The organism is Acinetobacter sp. LipI_15 (assembly GCF_058242865.1).
Map to the genome: position 1 here is coordinate 37702 of NZ_JBZAYN010000001.1, position 26891 is coordinate 64592.

The 26891-nt window shown below is 42.6% G+C and carries 19 protein-coding genes; 13 read left to right on the forward strand and 6 right to left on the reverse strand.

The genetic code is table 11. The features are described 5' to 3' along the window. Positions 1-184 precede the first annotated feature (184 nt). The 6 genes from ilvD (AC4CU0_RS00160) to AC4CU0_RS00185 all read left to right on the forward strand — a co-directional run bounded on the left by ilvD (AC4CU0_RS00160) (position 185) and on the right by AC4CU0_RS00185 (position 9161). Complete coding sequence (gene ilvD / locus AC4CU0_RS00160; RefSeq protein ID WP_111885144.1) at positions 185-2014, forward strand: dihydroxy-acid dehydratase; 1830 nt, start codon at positions 185-187, stop codon at positions 2012-2014. Positions 2015-2700: 686 nt separating this feature from the next. Next, complete coding sequence (gene ilvD, locus AC4CU0_RS00165; RefSeq protein WP_180009589.1) at positions 2701-4386, forward strand: dihydroxy-acid dehydratase; 1686 nt, start codon at positions 2701-2703, stop codon at positions 4384-4386. 151 nt (positions 4387-4537) lie between these two features. After that, positions 4538-5860, forward strand: a complete 1323-nt coding sequence (locus tag AC4CU0_RS00170; protein WP_490743629.1) for a hypothetical protein — start codon at positions 4538-4540, stop codon at positions 5858-5860. Then, positions 5841-6128 carry a chorismate mutase gene (locus AC4CU0_RS00175; protein ID WP_078191648.1) on the forward strand — a complete coding sequence of 96 codons (288 nt, stop codon included), beginning with the start codon at positions 5841-5843 and terminating at the stop codon, positions 6126-6128. Before AC4CU0_RS00170 ends, AC4CU0_RS00175 begins: the two co-directional genes overlap by 20 nt. Positions 6129-6318: 190 nt before the next feature. Then, positions 6319-8121, forward strand: coding sequence for an NACHT domain-containing protein (locus tag AC4CU0_RS00180; protein WP_490743627.1), 1803 nt, complete (start codon positions 6319-6321; stop codon positions 8119-8121). A gap of 302 nt (positions 8122-8423) precedes the next feature. Then, positions 8424-9161, forward strand: a complete 738-nt coding sequence (locus AC4CU0_RS00185; RefSeq protein WP_180122079.1) for a sulfite exporter TauE/SafE family protein — start codon at positions 8424-8426, stop codon at positions 9159-9161. 3 nt (positions 9162-9164) lie between these two features. Here the strand turns inward: AC4CU0_RS00185 and AC4CU0_RS00190 are convergent, their stop codons facing one another. The 4 genes from AC4CU0_RS00190 to AC4CU0_RS00205 form a co-directional block, all read right to left on the reverse strand. After that, positions 9165-10073, reverse strand: coding sequence for a LysR family transcriptional regulator (locus AC4CU0_RS00190; protein ID WP_490743626.1), 909 nt, complete (start codon positions 10071-10073; stop codon positions 9165-9167). 114 nt (positions 10074-10187) lie between these two features. Next, positions 10188-11492, reverse strand: a complete 1305-nt coding sequence (locus tag AC4CU0_RS00195; RefSeq protein WP_180090300.1) for a solute carrier family 23 protein — start codon at positions 11490-11492, stop codon at positions 10188-10190. A 297-nt stretch (positions 11493-11789) separates the two neighbouring features. Beyond that, positions 11790-14474 carry a phosphoenolpyruvate carboxylase gene (ppc, locus tag AC4CU0_RS00200; RefSeq protein WP_490743625.1) on the reverse strand — a complete coding sequence of 895 codons (2685 nt, stop codon included), beginning with the start codon at positions 14472-14474 and terminating at the stop codon, positions 11790-11792. Between the two features lie 152 nt (positions 14475-14626). After that, entirely contained in the window at positions 14627-15250 is a 624-nt protein-coding gene (locus tag AC4CU0_RS00205) for a TetR/AcrR family transcriptional regulator (protein ID WP_233944773.1), read from the reverse strand. A 151-nt stretch (positions 15251-15401) separates the two neighbouring features. On the opposite strand from AC4CU0_RS00205, the gene AC4CU0_RS00210 reads away from it, so the two are divergent. The 4 genes from AC4CU0_RS00210 (at position 15402) to dnaJ (ending at position 21381) form a co-directional block, all read left to right on the forward strand. After that, positions 15402-16508 carry an efflux RND transporter periplasmic adaptor subunit gene (locus tag AC4CU0_RS00210; protein WP_180063345.1) on the forward strand — a complete coding sequence of 369 codons (1107 nt, stop codon included), beginning with the start codon at positions 15402-15404 and terminating at the stop codon, positions 16506-16508. Next, positions 16508-19645: an efflux RND transporter permease subunit gene (locus AC4CU0_RS00215; RefSeq protein ID WP_490743624.1), complete on the forward strand. Its 3138-nt coding sequence runs from the start codon at positions 16508-16510 to the stop codon at positions 19643-19645. The genes AC4CU0_RS00210 and AC4CU0_RS00215 overlap by 1 nt, the downstream gene beginning before the upstream one ends. Before the next feature lie 133 nt (positions 19646-19778). After that, complete coding sequence (locus tag AC4CU0_RS00220; RefSeq protein WP_078194105.1) at positions 19779-20156, forward strand: hypothetical protein; 378 nt, start codon at positions 19779-19781, stop codon at positions 20154-20156. Between the two features lie 106 nt (positions 20157-20262). Beyond that, positions 20263-21381 carry a molecular chaperone DnaJ gene (dnaJ, locus tag AC4CU0_RS00225; RefSeq protein ID WP_490743623.1) on the forward strand — a complete coding sequence of 373 codons (1119 nt, stop codon included), beginning with the start codon at positions 20263-20265 and terminating at the stop codon, positions 21379-21381. Between the two features lie 84 nt (positions 21382-21465). Here dnaJ and AC4CU0_RS00230 read toward each other — a convergent pair whose 3' ends face one another. Then, positions 21466-23109, reverse strand: coding sequence for a PglL family O-oligosaccharyltransferase (locus AC4CU0_RS00230; RefSeq protein WP_490743622.1), 1644 nt, complete (start codon positions 23107-23109; stop codon positions 21466-21468). A gap of 198 nt (positions 23110-23307) precedes the next feature. Here AC4CU0_RS00230 and dapB point away from each other — a divergent pair, with 198 nt between their 5' ends. Both dapB and AC4CU0_RS00240 read left to right on the forward strand, forming a co-directional pair. Beyond that, positions 23308-24129, forward strand: a complete 822-nt coding sequence (gene dapB, locus AC4CU0_RS00235) for a 4-hydroxy-tetrahydrodipicolinate reductase (protein ID WP_078194102.1) — start codon at positions 23308-23310, stop codon at positions 24127-24129. A 58-nt stretch (positions 24130-24187) separates the two neighbouring features. Continuing rightward, positions 24188-24832, forward strand: coding sequence for an START domain-containing protein (locus AC4CU0_RS00240; protein ID WP_490743621.1), 645 nt, complete (start codon positions 24188-24190; stop codon positions 24830-24832). Positions 24833-24864: 32 nt separating this feature from the next. On the opposite strand, the gene AC4CU0_RS00245 is transcribed toward AC4CU0_RS00240, so the two are convergent. Next, a complete protein-coding gene (locus tag AC4CU0_RS00245; RefSeq protein ID WP_439737274.1) occupies positions 24865-25293 on the reverse strand; it encodes a hypothetical protein in 429 nt (142 codons plus the stop codon). Between the two features lie 107 nt (positions 25294-25400). Here AC4CU0_RS00245 and AC4CU0_RS00250 point away from each other — a divergent pair, with 107 nt between their 5' ends. Beyond that, positions 25401-26837, forward strand: a complete 1437-nt coding sequence (locus AC4CU0_RS00250; protein ID WP_490743620.1) for an aminotransferase-like domain-containing protein — start codon at positions 25401-25403, stop codon at positions 26835-26837. Positions 26838-26891: the final 54 nt, after the last annotated feature.

Sequence of the window (26891 nt, forward strand, 5' to 3'; positions counted from 1 at the left end):
AATCACTCGTTTTTATTGATAGACCCATCTGCCCAAATCTCAGCTTAAAAAGCCATCTTTAAAAACAATGGTTTGGTGTATGATAGGTTTAAAATTCGACTGATTTTACATCATTGTCAGTATGATTTAGCCAGAGTGAATCTGTAGGATTCATTTCAAGCTCAAACTTTGTTGGAAATATAAAATGCCTGACTATCGTTCAAAAACATCGACACACGGAAGAAATATGGCGGGTGCGCGCGGCTTATGGCGCGCAACTGGTATGAAAGATGAAGACTTTGGTAAACCAATTATTGCCGTCGTGAACTCATTTACTCAATTTGTACCGGGTCACGTTCATCTTAAAGACCTTGGTCAACTCGTGGCGCGTCAAATTGAGCAAGCAGGCGGTGTAGCCAAAGAGTTCAATACCATTGCGGTTGATGACGGTATTGCGATGGGTCATGACGGTATGCTGTATTCATTGCCTTCACGTGACTTGATTGCAGACTCTGTTGAATACATGGTGAGCGCACACTGTGCCGATGCCATGGTATGTATTTCCAACTGTGACAAAATTACTCCAGGGATGTTGATGGCGGCAATGCGTTTGAACATTCCAGTGGTATTTGTCTCTGGTGGTCCAATGGAAGCGGGTAAAGTTAAAATCCGTGGTAACGACAAAGCCATCGACTTAATTGATGCCATGATTGTGGCTGCAGATGACAACTATACCGATGAAGAAGTAGCAGAATACGAACGCTCTGCATGCCCAACTTGTGGTTCATGCTCAGGTATGTTCACCGCAAACTCAATGAACTGCTTAACAGAAGCATTGGGCCTGTCTTTACCGGGTAACGGTTCTACACTGGCAACACATGCAAACCGTAAAAAATTATTCGAACGCGCAGGCTCTTTAATTGTTGAATTGGCTAAACGTCATTATGAACAAGATGATTACAGCGTATTGCCACGTGAAATGGTGACCAAAGCCTCGTATGAAAATGCCATGACTTTAGACATCGCGATGGGTGGTTCAACCAATACCGTTCTACACTTGTTGGCGGCTGCCAATGAAGCGGGTGTTGATTTCACGATGGATGACATTGACCGTTTATCTCGCAAAGTGCCTGTTCTATGTAAAGTTGCACCTGCGAAAAACGACGTACATATGGAAGATGTACACCGTGCTGGCGGTATCATGTCCATTCTCGGTGAATTAGACCGTGCAGGCTTATTGGACACATCTGTAGGTACTGTTCACGAAGCAAGCTTAAAAGATGCTTTAGATAAATGGGACATTATCCGTACTGAAAATGAAGACGTTTACCAATTCTTCCGTTCAGCGCCGGGCGGTGTACCAACGCAAACTGCATTCTCACAAGATCGATATTACCAACGACTAGATGGTGACCGTGAAAATGGCGTGATCCGTAATGCTGAACATGCGTTCTCGAAAGACGGTGGCTTAGCTGTGCTTTACGGCAACATTGCGCTCGATGGTTGTATCGTAAAAACTGCGGGTGTAGATGATTCAATCTTGAAATTCAACGGTACTGCACGTGTGTTTGAAAGCCAAGATTCAGCAGTAGAGGCGATCTTGGGCAATGAAATCAAAGCCGGTGATGTGGTTGTGATTCGCTATGAAGGCCCACGTGGTGGTCCGGGTATGCAAGAAATGTTGTACCCAACCAGCTACTTAAAATCGAAAGGTCTAGGCAAAGAATGTGCATTATTGACTGACGGTCGTTTCTCGGGCGGTTCGTCAGGCCTGTCTATTGGTCACGTTTCACCTGAAGCAGCAGAAGGTGGTGCAATTGGTTTGGTGGAAGATGGCGATTTAATCGAAATTGATATTCCAAACCGTACCATCAACCTTGCTGTTGATGAAGCAACCATGGCCGCTCGCCGTGCAGCGCAAGAAGCCAAAGGTTGGCATCCAGTTGAAGAGCGTCCACGCAAAATTTCGAAAGCATTGAAAGCGTATGCAATGCATACCACGAGTGCGGCGAAAGGCGCAGTACGTGAAATCTAAACTTTAGATGTTTAATTAAAAAGCACTCCACATGGGGTGCTTTTTTAATTTACATCTACATAACTTGCATTGGATACGAGGAAATGTCATCCGCAACTGTCTGAGGCAAACGGTAATTTAAAAGTGAATGTTTCTGCGATCATTTTTTTAGTTGCAAACAGTTGCCGAGTTTTGCGGATGACAAATGGTTTTGGTTACTTTTGCCGAAACAAAAGTAACATACGAGCTCCGAAAATTAGCTTTTATAGAGGTAAGACTCCGCTGTAATCAGCTTTTAAATGAAATAATGGGACAATAATTCTAAGTTATAGATTTCTTAATCTGATTAAAAATAATGTTTCTTGAAGCAAATAAATAAAATTTAATAATTAGTGGATGTCATTAAAATTCTAAAAAGACAGCCTCGAATAGTAGCTATAATTTATATGGCTTTGTGTAGGCAATCCCTTACTTTTGAAAGATCAAAAGTAACAAAAATCTTTTGTTCTCCTGATATGGCATCCCTGCCATACAGGAAAACAGCGACATCCATGTCGTTTTGTCATGTGATTGAATGGTATTGCATGCGCTAAAAATCTTTTTTGTTGAGATGTAATTTCTTTTACATGCCGAGCGCTTTCTATACAATAAATTTAAAAGAACCCGCCAAAGCTGAAGCCAAAATCAGCCATCGCCAAGGAACAACAATGAGTAAAAATAATATCCGCGAACATTCTGCTCCTGTTTATGAAGGCATAGAGAATGCGCCTGCACGTTCCATGATGCGTGCCACGGGCTTCCAAGATGCAGACTTTAAACGCCCATTTATTGGTATTGCTTCGACTTGGGCCAATGTCACGCCGTGTAATATGCATATTGATGGCTTGGCGCGTGAAGCTGAAAGTGGGGTGAATGCTGCAGGCGGGAAAGGCATTATTTTCAATACCATCACCATTTCTGACGGCATTTCCAACGGTACAGAAGGCATGAAGTATTCATTGCTATCGCGGGAAATCATTGCCGATTCCATTGAAGCTGTGTTGGGCTGTCAGGCCTATGATGGCGTAATTGCCATAGGCGGCTGCGACAAGAATATGCCAGGCTGTATCATGGGTTTGGCGCGATTAAACCGTCCGAGCCTGTTTATTTATGGTGGCACCATCAAACCCGGAGCAGGGCATACCGATATGATTTCGGTATTTGAAGCAGTCGGTCAGCACGCCAAAGGCGAAATCAATGAAATTCAAGTGAAGCAGATTGAAGAAGTCGCGCTGCCGGGGCCGGGTTCGTGCGGCGGTATGTATACGGCCAATTCGATGGCTTCAGCGATTGAAGCCTTAGGCATGAGCTTGCCAGGTTCATCGGCGCAGGAAGCAGTTTCAGCAGATAAAATTGAAGATTGCCAACGCGCAGGTGAAGCCGTGATGAACCTGCTGCGTCTCGATATTAAGCCGCGCGACATTATGACCAAAGCCGCTTTTGAAAACTCGATTAAAGTGCTGATTGCTTTAGGCGGTTCAACCAATGGCGTACTGCATTTGATTGCCATGGCGCATACCGCAGGCGTGGAACTGTCTTTGGATGATTTTGTGCGTATTGGCAAAGATATTCCTGTGGTGGCCGATGTGCGCCCATCGGGTAAATATTTAATGTCGGAACTGATTGCCATTGGCGGCATTCAGCCGCTCATGAAACGCATGCTGGATGCCGGCATGCTCGACGGTTCTTGCCTCACCGTTACGGGCAAAACTTTGGCGGAAAACTTAGCCGATGTAGAGGATTATCCTGAAGGACAGCAAATTATTTTGCCGTTTGATGCGCCAATTAAAAAGGATTCACATTTGGTGGTACTCAAAGGAAATTTGTCGCCGACGGGTGCAGTGGCTAAAATTACCGGTAAAGAAGGGCTGTATTTTGAGGGGCCTGCGCGAGTATTTGAGGGTGAGCAGGGTGCCATGCGCGGTATTTTAGATGGCGAAGTACAAGAAGGTGAAGTGGTGGTGATCCGCGGTGTTGGGCCAAAAGGCGGGCCGGGTATGCCGGAAATGTTAAAACCGACTTCAGCGATTATTGGTAAAGGTCTAGGCCAATCTGTTGCACTGTTGACTGATGGGCGTTTCTCGGGCGGCAGCCATGGTTTTGTGATTGGGCATGTGACACCAGAAGCCTATGAAGGAGGCCCAATTGGCTTGGTTAAAAACGGCGATAAAATTTCAATTAACGCTGAAACCCGTGAAATGACTTGGCATGTGGCTGAGGATGAAATTGCTGCACGTCGTGCGGCCTGGGTCAAACCGAAACCAAACTATACCCACGGCGCTTTGGCTAAATTTGCCAAGCTGACCTCTGGTGCGGAAAAAGGTGCAGTGACTGACCTAAATCTAGACGTCTAATCCATTGTTAAACATTGAACATTCAGCCCTGACTTGATATAAGTTTTGCACAAGGCTTATATCTCATTTAAAACAGCTTCATAATAGAAGTTGAATTTTAAGCATGTGCTGGCAGGTTCGGCACAATTCATCATTTTGAGGCAAAAAACGCATGTCACTGTTACGCCGTTGGTTCGATCCAATCCGATCGAGTTGGTTTTATCAGAAACCGACCCGACAAGCGGTGTTACCCACGGAACAAGGTCTGAGTGTTTATCTTCGACTGGATGATGTCTATAGCTATTTGGCTGCGCAGCAACTGCCTCAATTAGAAGAAATTCTCAGTGATGAAATTAAACCACTGAAAGTGATTATTTGTCGTCAGAGTGCAGAACCTCCTAATCAAATGTCATCGATAGAATGGCAACAATATTGTCTGAATGATGCCCAAATTTTAGCGCGGCAGCATCGTTTTAGTTTTCATGAAACACCTGAACAACCGACCGCTGAAGCTTTAGAACAAGCCGAAATTATTCTAAAAAATACCCCATTACGCGGCCAAGACTTTCTTTATTTACTTGAAGATGTGTTCCACATGTTGTGGCAAAAGCAGTATGGCAAGCTGAGAACACTGTACGCGATGGCCAGTCGTCATCATAAAGCGCAAGATTTTCCAGAACGGATCTTTTCTGACTTACCAATTTTGACGGGGTATTTTGAGTTTGGCGAACGTAAGTACCATGCTGTAGATGATTTACTGCGTTTAACACGCCGTTTAAAACAACAAAAACTCCTGACAGATAACCCGATCTTTATGATCAATCATATTGAATGGCGTGAGCACCTGATCAGTGATGCAGAAGAGTTGAATGAAATTCAGGGACTCGATCCTGAGCTTGATCTCTACATCGCGATGGAAGATCCGATTTCATGGTTACTGTTGGCTTATATTCGTGAGGAATTGGCGGACTATTATAATATTCAGCTGAATGTGTATCCATTGTCGTATCACGGTCGTGATCTGTTTGACTGGAGTTTGGCAACACGTCTGTCTAAACGGACCGAAGTTAAGTTCACGCCATTTTGCCGGCCTACAGAAGCTGCGACATTAGCTATGTCACAGCTTTACTACAGTGCGCCCGAAGAGCAGCGTATTGAGGTGATGTATCGCATTTTGGAGGCCGTATGGACCAAAGGGCGTGATTTATCCTTTAAAGCACATTTTCAGGCTTTACAGTATGAGTTAGAGATTTCTGAACTGACTACTGACGATATTGCTGAAAAATTAAAAGAAAATGATATGCACTGTGAGATGAAGTCACAGCCGGATTTTCCCGTCTTGGAATTACGTATTGCAGGTCAAAGCTATGTATTTAATAGCTTATACCGCGTATGGATGATTGAAAGTATTTTCAGTAATGTGTTAGAAGAGAAGTATAAAAGTGAAAACACCGCTGAAAGTGAAGCCAGAGAAGATGAAGAAAGAAAAAGTTGAGTCATTAGAGCAAGCCCGCGCACAGATTGATGTGATTGATCAGGGGATTATTGAGCTCATTGCTGCACGTCAGTTTTATGTCGATCAAGCGGTGCGTTTTAAGCGTTCAGTACAGGATGTTCAATCACCAGAACGTGTCGAAGCGGTGATTAGTAAAATTCGTCTACAAGCCACAGAGCACGGTGTAAATGCAGATATTGTGGAACGTTTATACCGCGATATGATTCAGCATTTTATTCAACGTGAGTTGAAAGAGATTCGACCATAGTTAGGGCGGATTTGAATTTCGTATAAGAGATTTTATGTTAAAAGATATAGGGCTCTAAATTTTGAGTAAAGTAAAAAACATAACTCATTAATTTTTCATTGATCGAGCAAAAAATATATCTTTGTAAATTGTAAGAGATCATCTATAAGATAGAATATATTTAAATTACAAAAATTTAGGTTCTTAAATTATGGTTTTAGAGTTATCTACTGTTGCTTTAAAAGCTACAGCTCCCAGCATCATTAAAGAAGCATCTGCTTTTATCAAAAAAAGGTATAGTGAGTATAAGGTACTAAATAGTCTTTCCGATAGCAATGAAGATTTAGTGCATTCTATTTCTAAATTAATGTCAGTAAAAACATTATTAACAGGTGCTGATAGCCCAATTAATTTATTTGATTTTTTTCAACAACCACAATTATCTTATGAAGATGAAAAATTTTGTATAAATCATATAGATGAAATTAAAAAAGAAGTAAATATAGATTCTAATACAGTAATATTTAAAGGTACTGTAGGACAAGGAAAGTCAATTTTTTTAAGATCCTTAGTTATACATGATTTTCTTGAAAATAAGAGAATACCTGTATTTATTGAATTAAAAAATATTTCAAAAAATAAAGGTTTAATTCGCTTAATTAAAGATTATTTAAATCCTTGGATAGGTGATGATGATGAAATTTTTAGATTAATATTAAAAAGTGGAAAAATATCAATTTTTCTTGATGCATTTGATGAGGTAGACTTAGATTTATTTCAAGAAACATATAGTAGTATTGATAATTTAACAAAAAACTATCCAGATTTAAAAATAACTATAACAAGTAGACCTGAAACAATAATACTTCAGCACCCTAGTTTTTATACAATATCGTTAAGACCTTATAGTTATAAAGAACAAAAAGGATTAATTGAGAAAATCGTAGATGATGTAGAAAATCAAGAAAAATTAATTGAGTCTATTCAATCATCTAGCTTTGAAGTTAGATCTGTTTTAACCACACCTTTAATGGTTGTTTTATATATTAAACAGTATACTTTTGGATTTTCTGTTCCACAACATGTTTCTGATTTTTATAAAAATATATTTGATGTTGTTACTTTTACACATGATAAATCTAAAGGTATTGAGAAAAGAAAGTCATTCTCAAGTCTTAGTCAAGATCAATTGGAAAAAGTATTCGAAAGATTTTGTTTTGAAACATTTCTAATAAGAAAAACTGTTTTTGATAAAGCATTATTTATAGAACTTTTAAAGAAAAGTATAAAAAAGATTGGTATATCTACTGATCTAGATTATATGGACCTAATAGATGATTATACACGTTTCGCTTGTTTAATACTAAAAGATGGTTCTGAATTTACTTTTATACATAAAAGTATACAAGAGTATTATGTAGCTAGCTTTATTTCAAATCTACCCGAGGCATCTGCAAAAGAAGTAATTAATAAAAAATTTATAAAACAAAATTTTTTCAGTTTTATAAATACAAATTATCTTGATTTTATAGAGGTATTAAAACCTTATTTTTACAAGAAATATTATTTACTAGGTGGGGTTGATTTATATAAGGAAGAAGTAAACCTAATATTTATAAATGATGATATAAATTTTAAAAAATTTTTGGATACTATCTATAAATGTCATGAAGAACATGAAGGTGAGATATCAACACATTTTGGTATAAATGTGGGCTCATCTCAAGTTTATTTTGTGCTATTTGAAAATGTAATTAGACAAGGGTTTTCATATGCATATACTAAAAATATAGTAAGTGATGAAGTACTTCAATTAATTACTAATCGGCAATTAGAAGATTTAATAATTAATAATGATGATAACTATGAAAAAGTAGTTGAAGTTATTAAAGATGAAGTTTTTTTTACAGAATTGAGAAAAACTTGGGGTGAAATATGTGAGGAAGTTGAAGATATCATTAAAAAAGTTGAAAAAATTGAGGCTTCTGTTCTAGATGATGAATTTGATATTTGAGATTTCCTAAAATTAACATAATGCACGTTATACGTAATTATTAAAATTTTAATATAAACATCAATATCTTAACTAAAACGGTTCCAGTGGCCAACACATTGGAACCGTTTTTATATCCCTATTCCACCAATACGCTTATAACTTATTCGAAATCAAAAGAGTTTGTTTAGCCCATCTACGCTATCTGCTTTAGACGCTATAACCTAGCCTCAACTTTTTATTGAGGCTCTATTCCAAAAACACTGATTTTTCAAAGCGCCTGAATTGCATAGCATAGAGCCAATTTTTCAGCGAGTTTCGCCATGATTTGGTTCGTCATCACAGTTTTTGCAATCGCAGGTCTAATTAAAGGCACGATTGGGTTAGGCCTGCCTGCGGTATCGATGGGCTTACTCACCATGGTGATCAGTCCATTTCAGGCAGCGACGTTATTAATCATTCCATCTATGGTCACCAACTTTTGGCAATTATTTGCCGAAGGGCAGGTGCTGCGCCTCATTCAACGCTTTTGGTCCTTGTTACTTGGGATTATCGTCGGTTCAATTTGGAGTATTTTTCCAACTTTAGGACATGGTGAATTTAAAAGTGAAGCTTTACTGGGGGGCATGTTGGCACTATACGGACTGTATGGGCTTTGTGCCAAAAGCTTGCCGAACTTTGCACCGCATGAAAAATGGCTATCTCCAATGATCGGTTATCTCGGTGGAGCGCTGACTGTTGCGACCGGTGTGGTGGTGATCCCGGTAGTACCATATTTGCAAGGTTTGCAGCTCAAACGTGATGACCTCGTACAGTCACTTGGTTTAGCCTTTACCACATCAACCATTTGTTTGGCAGTGTTCTTACAGCAAAATCCAGTGGAAGATCTCCCGATTGATTATGCCATGTCAGCCATAGCACTGATTCCAGCGCTCATTGGGATGTGGGCAGGGAAAAAAATTCGTTACCGCATTCCAGAACAAAAATTCCGTAAGGTGTTTTTTATCGGGTTGATTGCCCTCGGTGGCTATATGATGCTGCACCAGTTTGGTGTGATTTAAAGCCTAGACTTGGCCATCCAAAGCAGATTTTTGTGACAGTAGAAACTGACTGAAATGCTGATAATTTAAGGGTAGATCATCAAAATTACGTGCGGTGAGGAGCAGTTTCCGATTGGCCCATTCACCGCTGAGCTCAACTTGTGCAAAGGCATATAAACTGATTAATCGTTGGGCCGCACGTTTTGGCATGATGGCTATGCCCACACCATTCGCCACCACTTGCGCGATCGCGGCAAAGTTCGGCAAACGCAGCCGATACTGAATTTCACAGCCGAATAATTTGGCTTGAGCCTCGATCGATTGTTGCAAGGAATGATATTGCATCAAACCGACAAAGGGATAATTCAAAATCTCTGCGGGTTTGATGCTAGGTGTGGTGGCCAATTCATGGGTTATAGGGCAGATCAGAACCAAAGGATCATCTGCAAACTCAAGTGTCTGTAGTTGTTCGGATTTAAAGAAACCAGAAATTAAGCCCAGTTGTGCATTGCCTTGTTCAATCGCTGCAATGATGTCTTTAGACTCGGCTTCATGCAGCTCAATTTGTGTGTTGGGATTTTCTAGCAAATAACGTGGCAGCAAGACCGGCAAATATTCACTTTGTGCAGATGAATTACACCATAAGGTCATATTTGAACTTAGCCCATGGGCAAAGGGCAGCATCGCGTGTTCTAATTGTTGCCCCTCACCTAAGATGCGCTGTGCATGTTCAACTAAGGTTTGACCGGCAAGAGTCAGTTTGACCCCTTTGGCTTGGCGAGTGAACAGGGCTGTGCGGTAATGCTGTTCGAGTTTTTTAATCCGTTCACTGGCTGCTTGTAGCGAGATGGCAGAACGAGCAGCGCCTTTGGTCAGACTGCCGCTGTCTACAATGTGCAGCACCAATTGGAGGTCGAACAAATCCAGTCGCATAGGGTGTATTCCTTGGCTAATGCCTTATCTTACCGAAAGTGTAGCTATAAAAAAAAGCGACCTTTCGGCCGCTTTTCAAATGAATATTGTATTCTTTTTAAATGCTTTGGAGGCTTATTCTGATTTATCGCCCAAGCTAAAGAACCAGTTCAAAATCAGCGCTGCAAATGTTGCAGTACCAATACCGCCTAAGTTGAAGTTACCGAATTGAAGTGCAAAGTCACCTGTACCTAAAATAATCGTAACTGCTGCCACCATCAGGTTTTTATTTTTTGAGAAATCGACTTTGTTTTCAATCCAAATTTTCGCACCTGCAATGGTAATTAGACCAAATACAACAATCGATGCACCTGTCAAAATGGCTTGCGGAATGGTATGAATAATCGCACCAAACTTTGGAGAAAGACCAAGGAAGATGGCGAATACACCTGCAAAGACAAAAACGATGGTCGAGTAAACACGCGTTACTGCCATCACACCAATATTTTCGCCATAAGTGGTCATACCCGGACCGCCGACACCGCCTGAAAGTGTGGTTGCAACACCATCTGCAACGAAGGCTTTACCAATGTGCGGATCAAGATTTTCACCTGTCATCGCGCCTACAGCTTTGATGTGGCCAAGGTTTTCTGCAACCAAAATCAACGCAATCGGTGCAATAATAAGCATGGCATTGAAGTCGAAGACGGGTGAATGGAAGTGCGGAACACCAAACCAAGCGGCTTCTTGTACGGGAACGAAATTGATTGGTGTGCCATGACCCATGACATTGGAAATGATGTAATACACCAAGTAAGCGAGTAGAAGGCCAACTAAGAGTAATAGACGTTGTAATAAACCTTTGGTGAACACTGCAATCGAACCCATACATAGTACGGTTACTAAAGCCATCCACATATTAAAGTTATTACCGGCAACCCCTTTAATGGTCACTGGGGCAAGGTTGAGACCAATGATCATCACCACTGCACCTGTAACGACAGGCGGCATGAGTTTTTCAATCCAACGGGTACCCGTTGCCATCACGATAAAACCAAAAATGGCATATAAAATACCGCAGGCCATAATCCCGCCAGCAGCCAATGCGATATTGGCATTTGCTGCGCCAGTACCTGACGCTGCATAACCGGTTGCGGCAATGACCACACCAATAAAGGCAAAGCTTGAGCCTAAATAACTTGGTACACGACCACCTGTCATAAAGAAGAACAGGATGGTACAGATCCCCGACATTAAAATCGCAAGGTTGGCATCAAAGCCCATCAAAAATGGCGCAAGGACAGTTGCACCAAACATTGCAAAGGCATGTTGTATCCCCAATACAACACTTTGCACCGGAGGTAGGTACTCATTTGTACCTACAGGACGTGCATCAATATTGCCTTCGTACGGGCGCCATTTGGGAAACCAATTGGACATAAAATGAGCACTCAAAAGATAAATTGTGCACATCATACTCTTGTTTTTTAGAAGATTTAATCTCTTTTAAAAATATTTTGTTCAAACTAATTACATGACTTTACATGTAAATTTACCAAATGGTAAAAGTTTTAAAGGTGTAAAAAAGGCATTAAATCATGCAATTAATCCAATAGGATAAGAGTCAATACTTCATAAATTTTTCTTATTTTATATATTCCAAAATAAATTAAAACCAATATGAATGGTCAAAAAAAAAGCACACAGTTCTGTGTGCTTTTTGAAAACTTGGAAGATTTAGCCAGTGTTACGCAACCCTGCCGCAATACCCGCGATGCTGACCATCAACGCATGGTCGACTGGGGTATTTTCAGCCTGACGCTCGGCAAGGTAAGCGCGGCGGCGTTTCATTAGCTCGGCTTGCAGTAAATGTAGTGGCAATAAATAAGGTTTACGCACCTTCATGGATTGGTCGAGCACATCGTTACTGCTGAGTAATTTTGATTCACCTTTGAGTGCTAATAGCGTTTGTACCGCATCACGTAAGCGCTGACGCAACTCTTCACCCAACTGTTTGAGGTCTGCGTCATCAGTCAGATGAGACTCATAATACAGCGCCACATGACCATCGGCTTTGGACAAGACCATTTCCAACATATCAATTAACGTTTGGAAATAAGGCCACTGTTGTAGCATTTCTTCTAAGGTTGCTTTTTGACCCTGATCAATCACTTGATTAATCGCAGCACCTGTACCGAGCCAAGCAGGTAGCATCAAACGGATTTGCGTCCATGCGAACACCCAAGGAATCGCACGTAATGACTCAATTCCACCGCTGACTTTACGTTTGGCTGGGCGTGAGCCGAGCGGTAACATTTGTAGTTCCAGTTCTGGCGTTACAGTCCGTAGGTATTTTACAAAATGCGGATTTTCACGCACGGTTTGACGATACACCTGTACCGACAGATCCGTCATGCTGTGCATGAGCTGACGCCATTCCTGTTTCGGTTCAGGCGGTGGCAATAATGTCGCTTCTAAGGTCGCAGCGGTGTAAATTTCCAAGTTTTGTAAGGCAATGCCTTCTAATCCAAACTTGAAGCGAATCATTTCTCCTTGTTCAGTGACACGGATCGCCCCTGAAATCGAGCCTGGTGGCTGTGAAAACAGCGCTTGCTGTGTCGGCGCACCACCACGGCTGATTGAACCGCCACGGCCATGGAATAATGTCAGTTGCACATCATGCTTTTTCGCAACCGCAGTTAATTCTTCCTGCGCACGATACTGCGCCCAGTTTGCCGACATAAAGCCCGCATCTTTGGCTGAGTCTGAATAGCCAATCATCACTTCGTGTTTACCCTGAATATGCTGCTTATACCAATGCATATTGAATAGGGTATTCATGGTACGGGCGGCACCATCCAAATCTTTTAAAGTTTCAAACAGTGGCACAACGCGTAGCGCTTGTTTGATGCCCGCTTCTTTTTGCAGTAACAATACGGCCAAGACATCGCTCGGATGCTCTGCCATGGAAATAATATAAGCCCCTAAACTTTCAGGTGGCTGTTCTGCCAAAGTGCGCATGGTCGCAAAGACTTCTTGTACATCTGGATGTTCAATCAGACTTTGCTTCGGCTCATTTAAAAACTTCGGTAGCAGTGGGCGTTTGCTTTGCAGTTCCTGAATTAAGAAGTTTTGACGGGCTTGCTCCGTCCATGTTTCAAAATTACCTAAACCTAAATATTCGGTAATGGCAGAAATCGCTTGGCGATGACGCGTGGATTCCTGACGGATATCGAGTTTGAGTAATTCGATACCGAAACAATTCACTCGATGAATAAAGTCGAGTAACTGACCATTGGCAATTTCAGGTAAACCGCTGTCAATCAGTGAACGGTAGCAAACCAACAGTGGATCGAGAAGCTCATGTCGGCTTTTAATGACTTGGCTATCGTCAGCATCTTCGCCACGGAGTTTCAGTGCCAACCAGTGACGAGTGGCTTTGAGGCGTTCACGCGCATCACGCAGGTATTCACGATAGGGTTCAGGGTGGAAATGGCCCAAGGCATCACTGAGTTCTTTACTGCATTCTTGAATCGAAAGTTCCCAGCGCAGGTCTTCGATATCGCGTAAATACAGGTCGGCAGCTTTCCAACGTGAAAGCCAAAGCACTTCTTGAGTAATGTTATGGGTGACGTTTGGGTTGCCATCACGGTCACCACCCATCCATGACGCAAAGCGTACAGGGGCAACATGTAAAGGCAAGGTCTTGCCACAATGATCTTGAACCATGCCATCCAATTCACGCATGAATTTGGGTACAGCATTCCACAAGGTCTGTTCAATGGTCGTGAAGCCCCATTTTGCTTCGTCGACAGGCGTCGGGCGATGTTGACGAATTTCATCCGTTTGCCATGCCGAGCAAATCAGTTGTTTTAAATCATCCAGTACGGCTTTGCGTTCGCGTGGCGTAAGTTTTTGTTGATCCATTTTAAACAGGCAATCATTAATCCCATCATATTTTTGGATCAAGGTACGGCGGCTAACTTCAGTTGGATGTGCAGTCAGTACCAATTCAATTTTTAATTCACAAATTTGTTGGAACAGTTGTTCCGCACTGATGTTATTGCTTTTAAATTTTTCAAATAAATGATCGAGTGGATTCGGTGATGGTGCTTGCTCATCAAACTCACTTTGGCGACGGCTGCGCACCACATTGTATTGTTCGGCAATATTGGCAAAGTTGAGAAAGTGCGTAAATGCACGGGTCAGTGGCAAAATTTCTTCATCTTTTAAATTTAAAAATAATTGTTCTAACTGTTTTTCAGCTTCAACTTGTCCATCGCGCGCGCCTTTAGACAAAGCACGAATTTGCTCTACCTGATTAAACAAATCTTGTCCTGCATGCTGCTTTAGGGTTTCACCCAATAAATTGCCCAGTAAGCGCACGTCTTCACGTAATGGAGCATCAATTTGTTGAATCATTTGTTATTTCTCCGCGTATTCCTGTCTCGACTATACCCCGAAAGTGCCGTGGCAAAAGGGGGTACAGACAAAAGTCGGATGACTTTTCTAGCTAAATGAGCAATAGCTATGCCATTTGTTTCAGTTTAGCCTTGAAATATTTCAGAAAATGCTTAGCTCTGCGTGCCGAGTTGATATTTCAACATAAAGATGTCGATGGCAGAGTGAATAATGGCCTGTCGCTCTGCTGCTTCAGGTACTGGGCGCATGCCCAATAAGACTTCTTGATGGCGTAGTCCCATCAGTAGCGACACAATCAGTTCAGTTTGTCGGGCAGGATTATCCTGCTGAATGAAATTTAAAGCTGCTGCGTCTTGAAAGAAATTTTCCCAGACTTGGCGCATTTTCAAATGTGAGGCACGGAAAAACTGTTCGACCAAAGGACTGTGTTCGGCAGCCAACTCCAAAAGTAATAAGTCCAGTTTAATGGCTTCTGGCAAATTCATGATGTTCAGCCCCAACTCACAAATTTCAACGAAAGCCTGCATAAAATGACTTTCGCTGTGCAGATGTCGCGGGCGAGTATTTAAAATATATTCACAGGTGTCTTCAATCGCACTGGTAAATAAAGTGGCTTTGTCCTGAAAATGGTTATAGACCGTCAGTTTGGTGACCCCTGCATGTTGCGCAATCTGATTCATGCTGCAACCGTGATAGCCCATTTCTAAAAATAATTGTTTTGCAGACTCTAAAATCCGTTGTCGTTTTTCTAAGTCTTTTGGGCGGCCGACATTCATTTGCTGAAAAAATTCCAAAAAAGGCGAAAAGGTCATTGATTTCGGATAATTAATCTAATTAATGTACCGCATGGTTTATTAATTAAAAAATAACCAAATTAATTGAATAATATTCTGCCCTAAAAAAGACTTTTTATTAAGAGCGAACTTCATGAGTACGATTAAGACCACAGTTGTCAGCATGATTATCGTTTGCAGTGTGACCTTATGGGGATGCAGCAAGGATAAAGCCCAAACGGAACAGGAAGTGCCATTTGTGATGGTGACTCAGCCAGGCGCCACACATTTTGAACAAAAAAGTTATGCGGGTGATGTACAAGCCCGCCAGCAAACGGCTTTGGCGTTTCGGGTTGGCGGTCAAATCACTGAGCGCTATGTCGATGTTGGAGACCAAGTCCGAGTCGGGCAAGTCTTGGCAAAATTAGACGTCAAAGATGCACAGTTGCAACTGAATGCAGCACAAGCCCAGCTTGAAAGTGCGCGTTCCGCTGCACAAATTGCTGAAGATGAATTAAAACGATTTAAGCAATTATTGCCAGTCAATGCCGTGAGTCGTTCGCAGTACGATGCGGTGGAAAACCAATATAAAGCGGCACAGTCGAACTTAAAGCAAGCTCAATCAAATTATGATGTGAGTCGTAATCAGACCGGTTATAACCAATTAATTGCCAATAAAAATGGGGTCATTACTGAGCGTAATATTGAGATTGGTCAAGTGATTGCAGCAGGACAACCGGCATTTCAATTGGCGATTGCAGGTGAACGTGAAGTGGTCATTGGTGTGCCTGAACAAGCGGTTGCTGAAATTAAAACGGGGCAGGATGCATGGGTCACCTTGTGGTCGAAACCACAGGAAAAATTTGCAGGCTATGTACGTGAAATTAGTCCTGCTGCCGATCAGTCTCGTACTTACAGTGTCAAAGTGGCTTTACGTGAAGGCAATAGCGCCATTCAACTGGGGCAAAGTGCACGGGTATTTTTAACTAAAGCACAGCAGAATGTTTTGCATGTGCCGTTATCGAGTGTGTCTGCGAGTGGTCAGCAGGCGTATGTGATGGTGGTCAATGCAGATAATACGGTACGTAAAGTTCCAGTAAGTTTAGGCGAATACGGACGTGACAGCGTGCCCGTACTTAGTGGTCTGCAAGCAGGGGATTTTGTGGTGGTTGGCGGCGTACATTTGCTCCGCGAAAAACAAAAAATACAACCTGTTGATCGTGAAAATCGAGCGGTACACATTCAGACAGGAGTTAAATAATGAATTTTAACTTGTCTGAGTGGGCACTGAAAAATAAAGGCTTAATCCTTTATTTTATGATTCTACTGGGCATTGTTGGGATATTTTCTTATTCCAAATTGTCGCAGAGTGAAGACCCGCCATTTACCTTTAAAGTCATGGTGATTCAAACCTATTGGCCTGGTGCAACAGCCAAAGAAGTTTCGCTACAGGTCACCGATCGAATTGAAAAAGAACTGATGACCACGGGGCAGTATGAACGCATCATGGCGTATTCACGTCCGGGTGAATCTATGGTGACCTTTGTGGCCAAAGACAGTTTACGTTCTCAGCAAGTCCCTGATGTTTGGTACACCGTACGTAAAAAGGTCAATGATATTCGCCATCAATTACCATCTGGGGTGCAAGGTCCTTTCTTTAATGATGAGTTTGGTGACACCTTCGGTAATATCTATGTGCTGACCGGCAAAGACTTTGACTATGCCACCATGAAGGAATATGCCGACCGTTTACAACTCCAGTTACAACGGGTCAAAGACGTTGCGAAAGTGGATTTGATTGGTCTACAAGATCAAAAAGTTTGGATTGAAATTTCCAACACCAAAGCCACGCAAATGGGCATACCCGTGACGGCGATTCAACAAGCCTTGCAGCAGCAAAACACGGTTGCCAGTGCTGGCTTTTTTGAAACCAATTCAGACCGGATTCAAGTGCGTGTCAGCGGCAATTTACAAAACATTGATGAACTACGTCAGATGCCCTTATTGGTGAATGGGCGAACGATTCAATTGGGTGATGTGGCAGATGTACATCGGGGCTTTAGTGATCCACCACAGCCGCGTATGCGTTTTATGGGTGAAAATGGTTTAGGTATTGCCGTGTCGATGCGTAAAGGTGGCGATATTCTGGCTTTGGGTAAAAACCTAGAAACAGAATTTGCCCGCTTGCAAAAAACCTTGCCCTTGGGCATGGAACTGAAAAAAGTGTCGGATCAGCCTGTAGCCGTGAAGCGCAGCGTCAATGAGTTTATGAAAGTCCTCGCTGAGGCGGTGATTATCGTCCTATTGGTGAGCTTCTTCTCCTTGGGTTTCCGTACAGGATTGGTTGTGGCATTTTCCATTCCCTTAGTCTTGGCCATGACTTTTGCTGGCATGCAGATGTTTGATGTCGGGTTGCACAAGATTTCTTTGGGGGCATTGATTCTCGCACTCGGTTTATTGGTGGATGATGCGATTATTGCCATCGAAATGATGGCGATCAAAATGGAGCAGGGCTATAGCCGATTACAAGCCGCCGGACATGCATGGCGGACGACAGCATTTCCAATGCTAACAGGCACGCTAATTACGGCTGCCGGCTTTTTGCCGATTGCCACAGCCGCATCGAGCACAGGGGAATATACTCGCTCGATTTTCCAAGTGGTTACTATTGCATTGGTGGTGTCATGGTTTGCAGCAGTGCTGTTTGTTCCCTATCTAGGGGATAAATTACTGCCCGATTTCAACAAAGATTTGGTACAAAAAGCCCCGTGGTATCAGCGCCTGTGGGCACGTTTGCGCAAACAACCTGAACCTCAGCCGATGGTGCATCATGCCGGTGAACATCACGATCCTTATCAATCTCCGTTTTATCAACGCTTCCGTAGTTGGGTTGATATCTGTGTGACCTATCGCAAGACGGTCATTGCAACGACGGTTGGCATCTTTGTATTATCAATTTTAATGTTTAAAACCGTACCACAGCAGTTTTTCCCACCGTCAAACCGTGCTGAAATTTTAGTGGATTTAAAGCTCGAGGAAGGTGCATCTCTGAAAGCCACAGAAGCGGCAGTAAAAAAAGTCGAAGCGTTCTTGTCGAAAAAACAGGGCATTGATAATTTTGTGGCTTATGTGGGGACAGGTTCACCGCGGTTTTATTTACCTCTAGATCAACAGCTACCCCAAGCCAGTTTTGCTCAGTTTGTGGTATTGGCTTCATCTTTAGATGATCGCAATGAAATCCGTCAGTCATTAGCAGAAGAAATCCGTAAGCTCTTACCTGAAGTACGTACTCGCGTTTCACTTTTAGAAAATGGCCCACCCGTGGGTTATCCATTGCAGTTCCGCGTGTCGGGTGAAGATCTGAGCTTGGTGCGTGAGTGGGCACAACGGGTGTCTGCAAAAGTCAGTGAAAACCCGAACACCACCAATGTGCATTTGGATTGGGGTGAACCAAGCAAAGTCATTAAACTGGACATCGACCAAGATCGCGCACGTCAAATGGGGGTCTCCAGTCTAGATCTGTCCAATTTCCTGAATAGTTCAATCAGTGGTGCAGTGATTAATCAGTATCGTGAGAAACGAGAGCTGATTGAAATTCGGATGCGTGGTGATCAAGCGGAGCGATTGGATGTCGGTTCGCTCAGCAGTTTGGCAGTACCGACCAGCAATGGTGGTTCAGTGCCATTGGCGCAGATTGCGAAAATTGAGTATAGCTTTGAAGAAGGTTTGATTTGGCATCGTAACCGTTTACCGACCATTACTGTGCGCGCGGATATTCGCAGTAAATTGCAACCTGCAACGGTGGTGGGTGAGTTAAAAGATTCATTTGATCAGTTACGTGCAGAGATGCCGAATGGTTATTTACTTGAAGTAGGCGGTACTGTGGAAGAGTCAGCACGTGGTCAAACTTCTGTAAATGCGGGCATGCCATTATTCCTCGCAGTTGTCATGACTTTGTTGATGATTCAATTACGCAGCATGTCACGGGCGATGATCGTATTTTTAACTGCACCTTTGGGCATTATTGGCGTGGTGTTATTCCTGTTATTGTTCAATAAACCCTTTGGTTTTGTGGCAATGCTCGGCACGATTGCACTGTCAGGAATGATTATGCGCAATTCACTGATTTTGATTGATCAGATTGAACAAGATATTCAGTCTGGGGAGTCGTCTTGGGATGCGATTATCAATGCGACGGTACGTCGTTGCCGTCCAATTGTGCTGACTGCATTGGCCGCTGTATTGGCGATGATTCCACTTTCTCGCAGTATTTTCTTCGGTCCAATGGCCGTGGCGATTATGGGTGGATTGATCGTGGCGACCCTGCTGACCTTGTTCTTTTTACCTGCGTTATATGCACAGTGGTTTAAAGTGAAAAAAACTCAGCAGAATCCTTAAAAGTGTCATAATATTGGGTGCGAAATATTGAATTTTTCTCTATAGTAGCACCTGATCTACAAAGACATTTTTAAAAAGTAAAACAACCACAAGTGCAGCGCGGCATATTGTGGTGTACGGGGTTGAATCACAGATGACAGCAGAGAGTTTAGCTAAGTATCGCCGTTATGTTGCGATTTCTTATGTCTTCATGTTTTTCGCTTTATTTACCCTGATTAGTGGTGTATTTGCCTACGGCTTTGCACGCAAAGTGACTCAAATCGATTCTGCAGAAGTTTGGCTCCAAGCCCAAGCGCTTTGGGTCATGCGCACCGTCGTGATTTATTCCATGATGGCCATTTTTGCCGCACTGTGGTTTATTCCTTTATTTTTCTATTATTGGGACACCTATCTTTGGGTGACTGCATGTACGGTAATTGGTGTGGTCTTTGCTGCGATTGCCTTTTTGTATTTATTAAATGCATGGATCCAAGGTCTATCTAAATTCGTTAAAAATAAGGCTGTTTTCTAAGTCGATTTATTTTTTTCCTGCCTACCCCTTGAAAAAATGGTTTGATTCCCCAATTTCAGACCACAGTTAAGTATTAAATTAAATTCCGTGAGGAGCATCGCCAGACATGGCTAAACGTGATTATTATGAGGTTTTAGGTGTATCTAAAACCGCAAGTGATGATGAAATTAAAAAAGCCTACCGTAAGTTGGCGATGAAGTATCACCCTGACCGTAATCCAGATAACCCAGAAGCTGAAGAAAAATTCAAAGAAGCTGCAGAAGCATATGAAGTTTTATCGGACAGCGAAAAACGTAGTATGTATGACCGTATGGGACATCAAGCTTTTGAAGGCGGCATGGGCGGCGGCGGTGGCTTCGGTGGCGGTTTTAGCGCAGAAGATATCTTTAGTCAGTTTGGTGACATATTCGGTGGCGCATTTGGTGGTGGTGGCCGTGGTGGTCAGCAACGTGCACACCGTGGTTCAGACTTACGCTATGTTATGGAGCTTACCCTTGAGGAAGCTGTAAAAGGCGTGAAAAAAACCATTACCTTTACTGCGCCAGCGCCATGTGATGCCTGTGATGGTAAAGGATCTAAAAATCCAAACGACGTCGAAACCTGTAAAACTTGTCATGGTGCAGGTCAAGTGCGTATGCAACAGGGCTTCTTCTCTGTGCAGCAAACCTGTAGCACCTGTCGTGGTCAAGGTAAAATTATTAAGAACCCATGTAATAAATGTCATGGTTCAGGGGTTTCTGACCGTCAGCAAACTTTAGAAGTGACCATTCCTGCAGGTGTGGATAATGGCGACCGCGTACGTTTAAGTGGCAAAGGCGAGGCGATCCGTGATGGCCAAGCAGGCGACTTATATGTAGAAGTGGTGGTACGTGAACACGAAATCTTCCAACGTGATGGCGCTGACCTATATATGGATGTGCCTGTAAGTATTGCAGATGCTGCATTGGGTAAAGAAATTCAAATTCCGACACTCGATGGTCGTGTGAGCTTGAAAGTACCTGAAGGGACTCAAACTGGTAAATTGTTCCGCTTACGTGGTAAAGGTGTGAAGCCTGTACGTACCAGCATGACCGGTGACTTACTCTGTCGTATCGTGGTGGAAACGCCTGTGAACTTAACGGCTCGTCAACGTGAATTGTTGAAAGAGTTACAAGACACGATGGATGGCGATGACAATAAATCATCTCCGAAGAAAAAATCATTCTTCGACCGTTTATTTGATTAATTGATATGATTTGCTTGAGTTCGCTGTGATGTGAACTTAGCTATAAAAAAGCCTGCATAATTGCAGGCTTTTTTATTGAGCGTTTTAAGGTTTCGGCTGTGCTATAGGTAGTAATAAACTCTCATAGCTCATGTCGAGCCTATAGATATTTTTAAGACGCTGTAGCTGATGACGTGCTTCAGCCTCACGACCATTAAAGGCCAATAAACGTGCATATTTAATGATGTGGTATTTCGCTGGATAGCTGCGAACCAATTTTTCAGTATCCTGAATGGTTTGTTCAGAAACGATGGAGTACGGATTTAAACGAATAATCGCCACCCGATGTCTAAATTCCGTCAGCAAATAGATCGGCTCATGATTAGTGATTTTCTCTGGCGTTTTTTCATATTTTGATGCCTGACCCAGCTGAATTGCTGCATTGGCATAATCACGATAAATCACCGTAATCAGCACTGCGCCAATCACGAAAACAATGCGGATAAACCACGGAGACAGACTTAATGTAGCCGTCTGTGATTTCGCAGCTTGAAGAATCCCGATAATAAAACCCGCAGGCAGTAAGAAATATGCGTAGTTTTGCGGAAACTCCAACATGGCATGAATAACGAAGACACCGACCATCAATAGGCCAATCACAGATAATGCAGACTTGGCTAACTTCTGTAATTGGATGCCCCAATAGGCGAAATAGGCCAAGAACGGTACACCAATAATGGCACCATTCCACAATAAGAAATCCAAAATAAAGTTGTGTGAGCTACGAATCCATACAGGCCCTTGCACCGTGTCCGAGATCGAGACAAACGCGCTACTGGTTTGATGCCAACCATAGCCAAACCAAGGCTGTGCAGCCACGGCATGCGCCATTTGTTGCCAAATGGCTAAACGAGACATATCGCCACCAGCACGTTTGACTACGTCACGACTTTCTTGAATATTCATGTCGGACATTTGGCTCATGATTTGACTTAATTTTGGCATCAATACAATCAGTGCCACAAAGCCGATAAACCAGGCCAAGCTGTAAAACCAGCGAAGACGGATATAATCTTTGTACTGTGCATAAGCCAAATAGACTAGGACACAGATACTTGCCACCCAAGAGGTGCGAGATTGGCTGAGCGCGACCCCAATTAAAATAGGAATTGCACAAGCGACCAAATAGCGGGTTTTAACTTTTTGCTGTTCATAAACATATAAGCAGGCTAACAAGGACATGAGCAGAAACGTGGCCATGTTATTTGGCTGAGCAAAGTTTGCAAATGGGCGCGTAGTTCCACTAATTTTCATCACAAAAGGAAGAAACGAGTCAAAATCTAACCACTGACATATTGCGATGAGCCCTGTCATGACCCCAGAAGCAACAAAGGTATAGCTCAGGTATAAGAAGGTTTTTTCGCGTTTTTCTGTACCTTGTGAGAGGCTAAAACCAAGGTTGATACACAGCCAGAAGCTGAACACAAACAGCATGCAGAGCAAGGCGATACTAAAATAATATACCTGCCCAAAAGCCAGTTGGACGAAGGGAATCAGCGCTAAAAGCAACAGGGGCAAGGAAATTTTTGCCACCATGAGCTTTTCTTTAAAGAAGGTTGCCGTTAAGGCAAACAGTGCAAAGAAGGTATAAAGCTCACCGGTATATGTGGCCCAAGGTCGGTAATGAATCGGAATCAGCCATGCCAGTGCAATACAGACTGCCGCACAAAGATACAATAGGGTTTTCATGAATATTCAAGATCAATAGAACGCGCCTATCATACCGTGAAAATGCCCAAACTTGGTGAGGGAATAGTCAGCGTCTGTCGAAGAGCTTGATTTGCAAAAGTCTTTCGGAAAATACAGGATTTTTTTGTTTGTAACTTAGCCTGCGCATGGAGTTTTGATATAGTAAGACCAATTTCGAATCAACATTAGGAAAATGTTATGTCAGCAGCTCCACGTATTGGTATCTTGGGCGCAGGCGGTCGTATGGGACGCATCTTAATTCAGGCGGTTCAGCAAGCTGGCTATCAATTGGCTGCTGCGGTAGAACGTCCTGAAAGTAGCTTAGTCGGTGCAGATGCCGGTGAACTTGCAGGGATTGGCGCGGTTGGCGTAAAGGTTGTTGGTAACCTTGCTGAAGTTTTAAAAGATTGTGATGTCGTGATCGACTTTACTGCACCTGCAGCAACGGCACAGCATCTTAAACTTTGCCGTGAAGCAGGCGTTGCGATTGTCATTGGTACCACAGGTATGAATGATGAGCAAAAAGCTTATCTCGATGAAACAGCAACAGAAACCCCAGTAGTCTATGCAGCGAACTATTCTGTCGGTGTAAACGTTTCAATCAAACTTCTTGAATTGGCATCAAAAGTGTTTGGCGATACTGTGGATATTGAAGTGATTGAAGCCCATCATCGTCATAAAGTTGATGCACCATCAGGTACAGCGCTAATGTGGGGCGAAGCCATTGCCGGTGCTTTAGGACGTGACTTAAAACAAGATGCTGTGTATTGCCGTGAAGGTCATACGGGTCCACGTGAACGTCAAACCATTGGCTTCCAAACGATTCGTGGTGGTGACATTGTGGGTGAACATACTGCGATGTTTATTGCGGATGGCGAACGTGTTGAAATTACCCATAAAGCGACCAACCGTATGAACTTTGCCTCTGGTGCAGTACGTGCAGCTGCATGGGTAGTTGGTCGTGAAGCACGTAAGTACGATATGAAAGATGTCCTGGGTTTTAACGATATTGACGTATAAAAGCGCGTTAAAATCCGTTATAACAACAGCATAAAATTAAAATAAGACGATCAATGGAATGAAAAAAGTCATCTTTATGGCCTGTGCTGTCGCATTCATTGCGGCAGTACAAGCGAAAACTATGGATAATGCCAAACTCACGATTAATAAAAATAATATTAAGGTTTGGACCTACCAAAATGCTCAAAATCCTGTCTTTCAATACAAAGCTGAAACCAGTTTTGATGTGCCCATCGAAAAAGCGGTTTCCCTGATTTTAGATGTGGAAAATGCAGTGAATTGGGTCCCTTATATGGGCAGTGTCAAAGTCTTATCCCGCGATGACCAGAAAGGTGAATTCAGCTTATATATGGTGCTGGATTTTCCTTTTCCCTTGAAAGACCGTGATTTGGTGGTACAAGGCAAAATGCGTAAAGATGCACAGGGCATTATTAGCATCCAAAATAAAGCGGTGAAAAAAGGTTATCCGATCAATCCCAATTATGTACGCCTAACCGACTATGAGGGCGATTGGACCTTCCAGCGTTTAGGCAATCAAAAAGTCAAAGTGTCGACCTATGGCTATGCCAATCCGGAAGGCTCCATTCCGCTCAGTTTTGTGAATATGTTTGTGCAGCAACAGCCTTATCAAATGCTACAAAAAATGAAAGTGCAGCTGGGTAAAAGCAAAACCGTTGCGACCGTTCCCGAAATTTTAAAATAAGCACCAGTAATGATTCAGTTCAATATGAACGATCAATGACTTTGCATCTCAGGCAGGCGAAAAGCAGTCAACTGCTGCATGTGCTGTGCTTCTGGAAGTTCGATACTGAGTAAGGTCTGTTCTGGAAATGGATGTGGATGTAACTTGATTTGAAATTGCCGCGCGGTCATTTGTTCACAGGCAAAGCGAAGTTTGGCTTGCTGCGGCATGATATTCATGCCGTTTTCAGACTTGGCTTTATAAATATATAGCTGCTGATGTAACCCACCGCTGGTGATCGGTTGGATCTGCTCAAGTTCATATTGCGTCAGTTTTTGGGCACTCAAAAAGCCTTGAATTAAAGATTTACAGATAAAATTTTGCTGGCTTTGAGCTTGAGTGTGCTGCTCGGGTTGGCACGCTATAAGCGTGAGTGTGCTGAAGATGATTAGACCTGCTCGAAACTGCGTGAAGTCATTCATTTAATTGTCCCCCTATCGTTATTTTTGAGATATCAACCTGATGCATTCAGCTTAAATCTGTTAACTTAATGGGTACAGATACAAAAATGATTAAAAAAAGGGTACAGATGGCTTTTCAATATCAGCAGCTTGCGCAGCAGTTGGCACAGAAAATTTATAGTGGTGAATTGGCCGCAGGGCAGCGTCTGTATGCGCTACGTCAATTTTCACAGCAGCATCAGATCAGTTTAAATACCGCGAAACGCTGCTATGAATTACTTGAAGCCAAAGGCCTCATTTATGTTAAAGAAAAGTCTGGTTATTTTGTGCAATCCTCACAGAAAGCCCAGCAAATTGCCGTGCCGAATCATCCTGATTTTGATTCCCGACCACGTGAAATTTCGAATTTAGAATTGCAAATTCAGATCCATGAAGCATCTGCAAATAGCCGCCTGATTCATTTGGGTTCAATTCAGTTGTCCCCCAATTTTGTTCCTGTTGAAGCACTCAGACGTTCAATCCAAAGGGCATTAAAGCATTGTAAACCAGAAGATTTTTTATATAACAATCGGCAAGGTCATCCACAATTGCGTGAAGCGTTGTCGGCACATTGGGCTGAAGATGGTTTTTACATGCCTAAGGATGATATTTACATCAGCAATGGTTGTATGCCTGCTTTGTCAGTGATGTTGCAAAATCTGAGTGCGGAAGGGGAGAGTGTCATTGTCCCGACGCCGAACTATAACGGGCAATTGCAATTATTGGCTTTATTGAAGCGGAAAATTGTTGAAATTCCTGCCAATACGGAAGGTTTTGATTTAGATCGTTTAGAGCAGGCGATGCGGGATTCAGGCGCGAAAGTATGCTTATTGACTGCAAATTTTCAAAATCCTTTGGGTTTTTGTTTAAGTAATGAAGATAAGGAACGAATTGCACAACTGGCTGAAAAATATCAATGTTATGTGATTGAAGATGATATTTATGCTGAGTGTAGTTTCAATGCAAAGCGACCATTGCCTATCAAATATTGGGATCGGGCGGGCTATGTGATCTATTGTGCGTCGATTTCAAAATCTTTATCGCCTTCTTATCGGGTGGGGTGGTTTTGTCTTCCACCACATTTGCAACATTTGCGTCCGAAATTACTTTTGCAAAATGATTCGGTGAATACGCCTTTGCAGTTAGGACTTGCCGATTTGATTTTTAGTCGTGGGTATCGCCAACATCTTGCTGAATTGCGTCCTAAATTAATGGTGCAAGTCGAGCAGTATCGTCAGTATATTTACGATGCTTTTCAAGGGGTTGATATCCGTCTAAATCGGCCTCAAGGCAGTTATGCTCTGTGGTTGCAGATGCCTGAACAAATAGACAGTTTGGCGCTGTATTACCATGCGCAAAAACATGGCATCAATATTGTGCCAGGTTTAATTTTTGGTGAGGACAATCGTTATAACAATTGTATTCGCCTAAATGCAGGGCATGAGCTATCGACAGAAATTCAGCAGGCCATTTTGTTGCTTGCAGATTGGGTGCGTAAGGAATGCAGAAACACAAATGTCATCTAGATTAATGAGTCCATAAAGCATACAAAAAAAGCCTGCATGCAGCAGGCTTTTTGG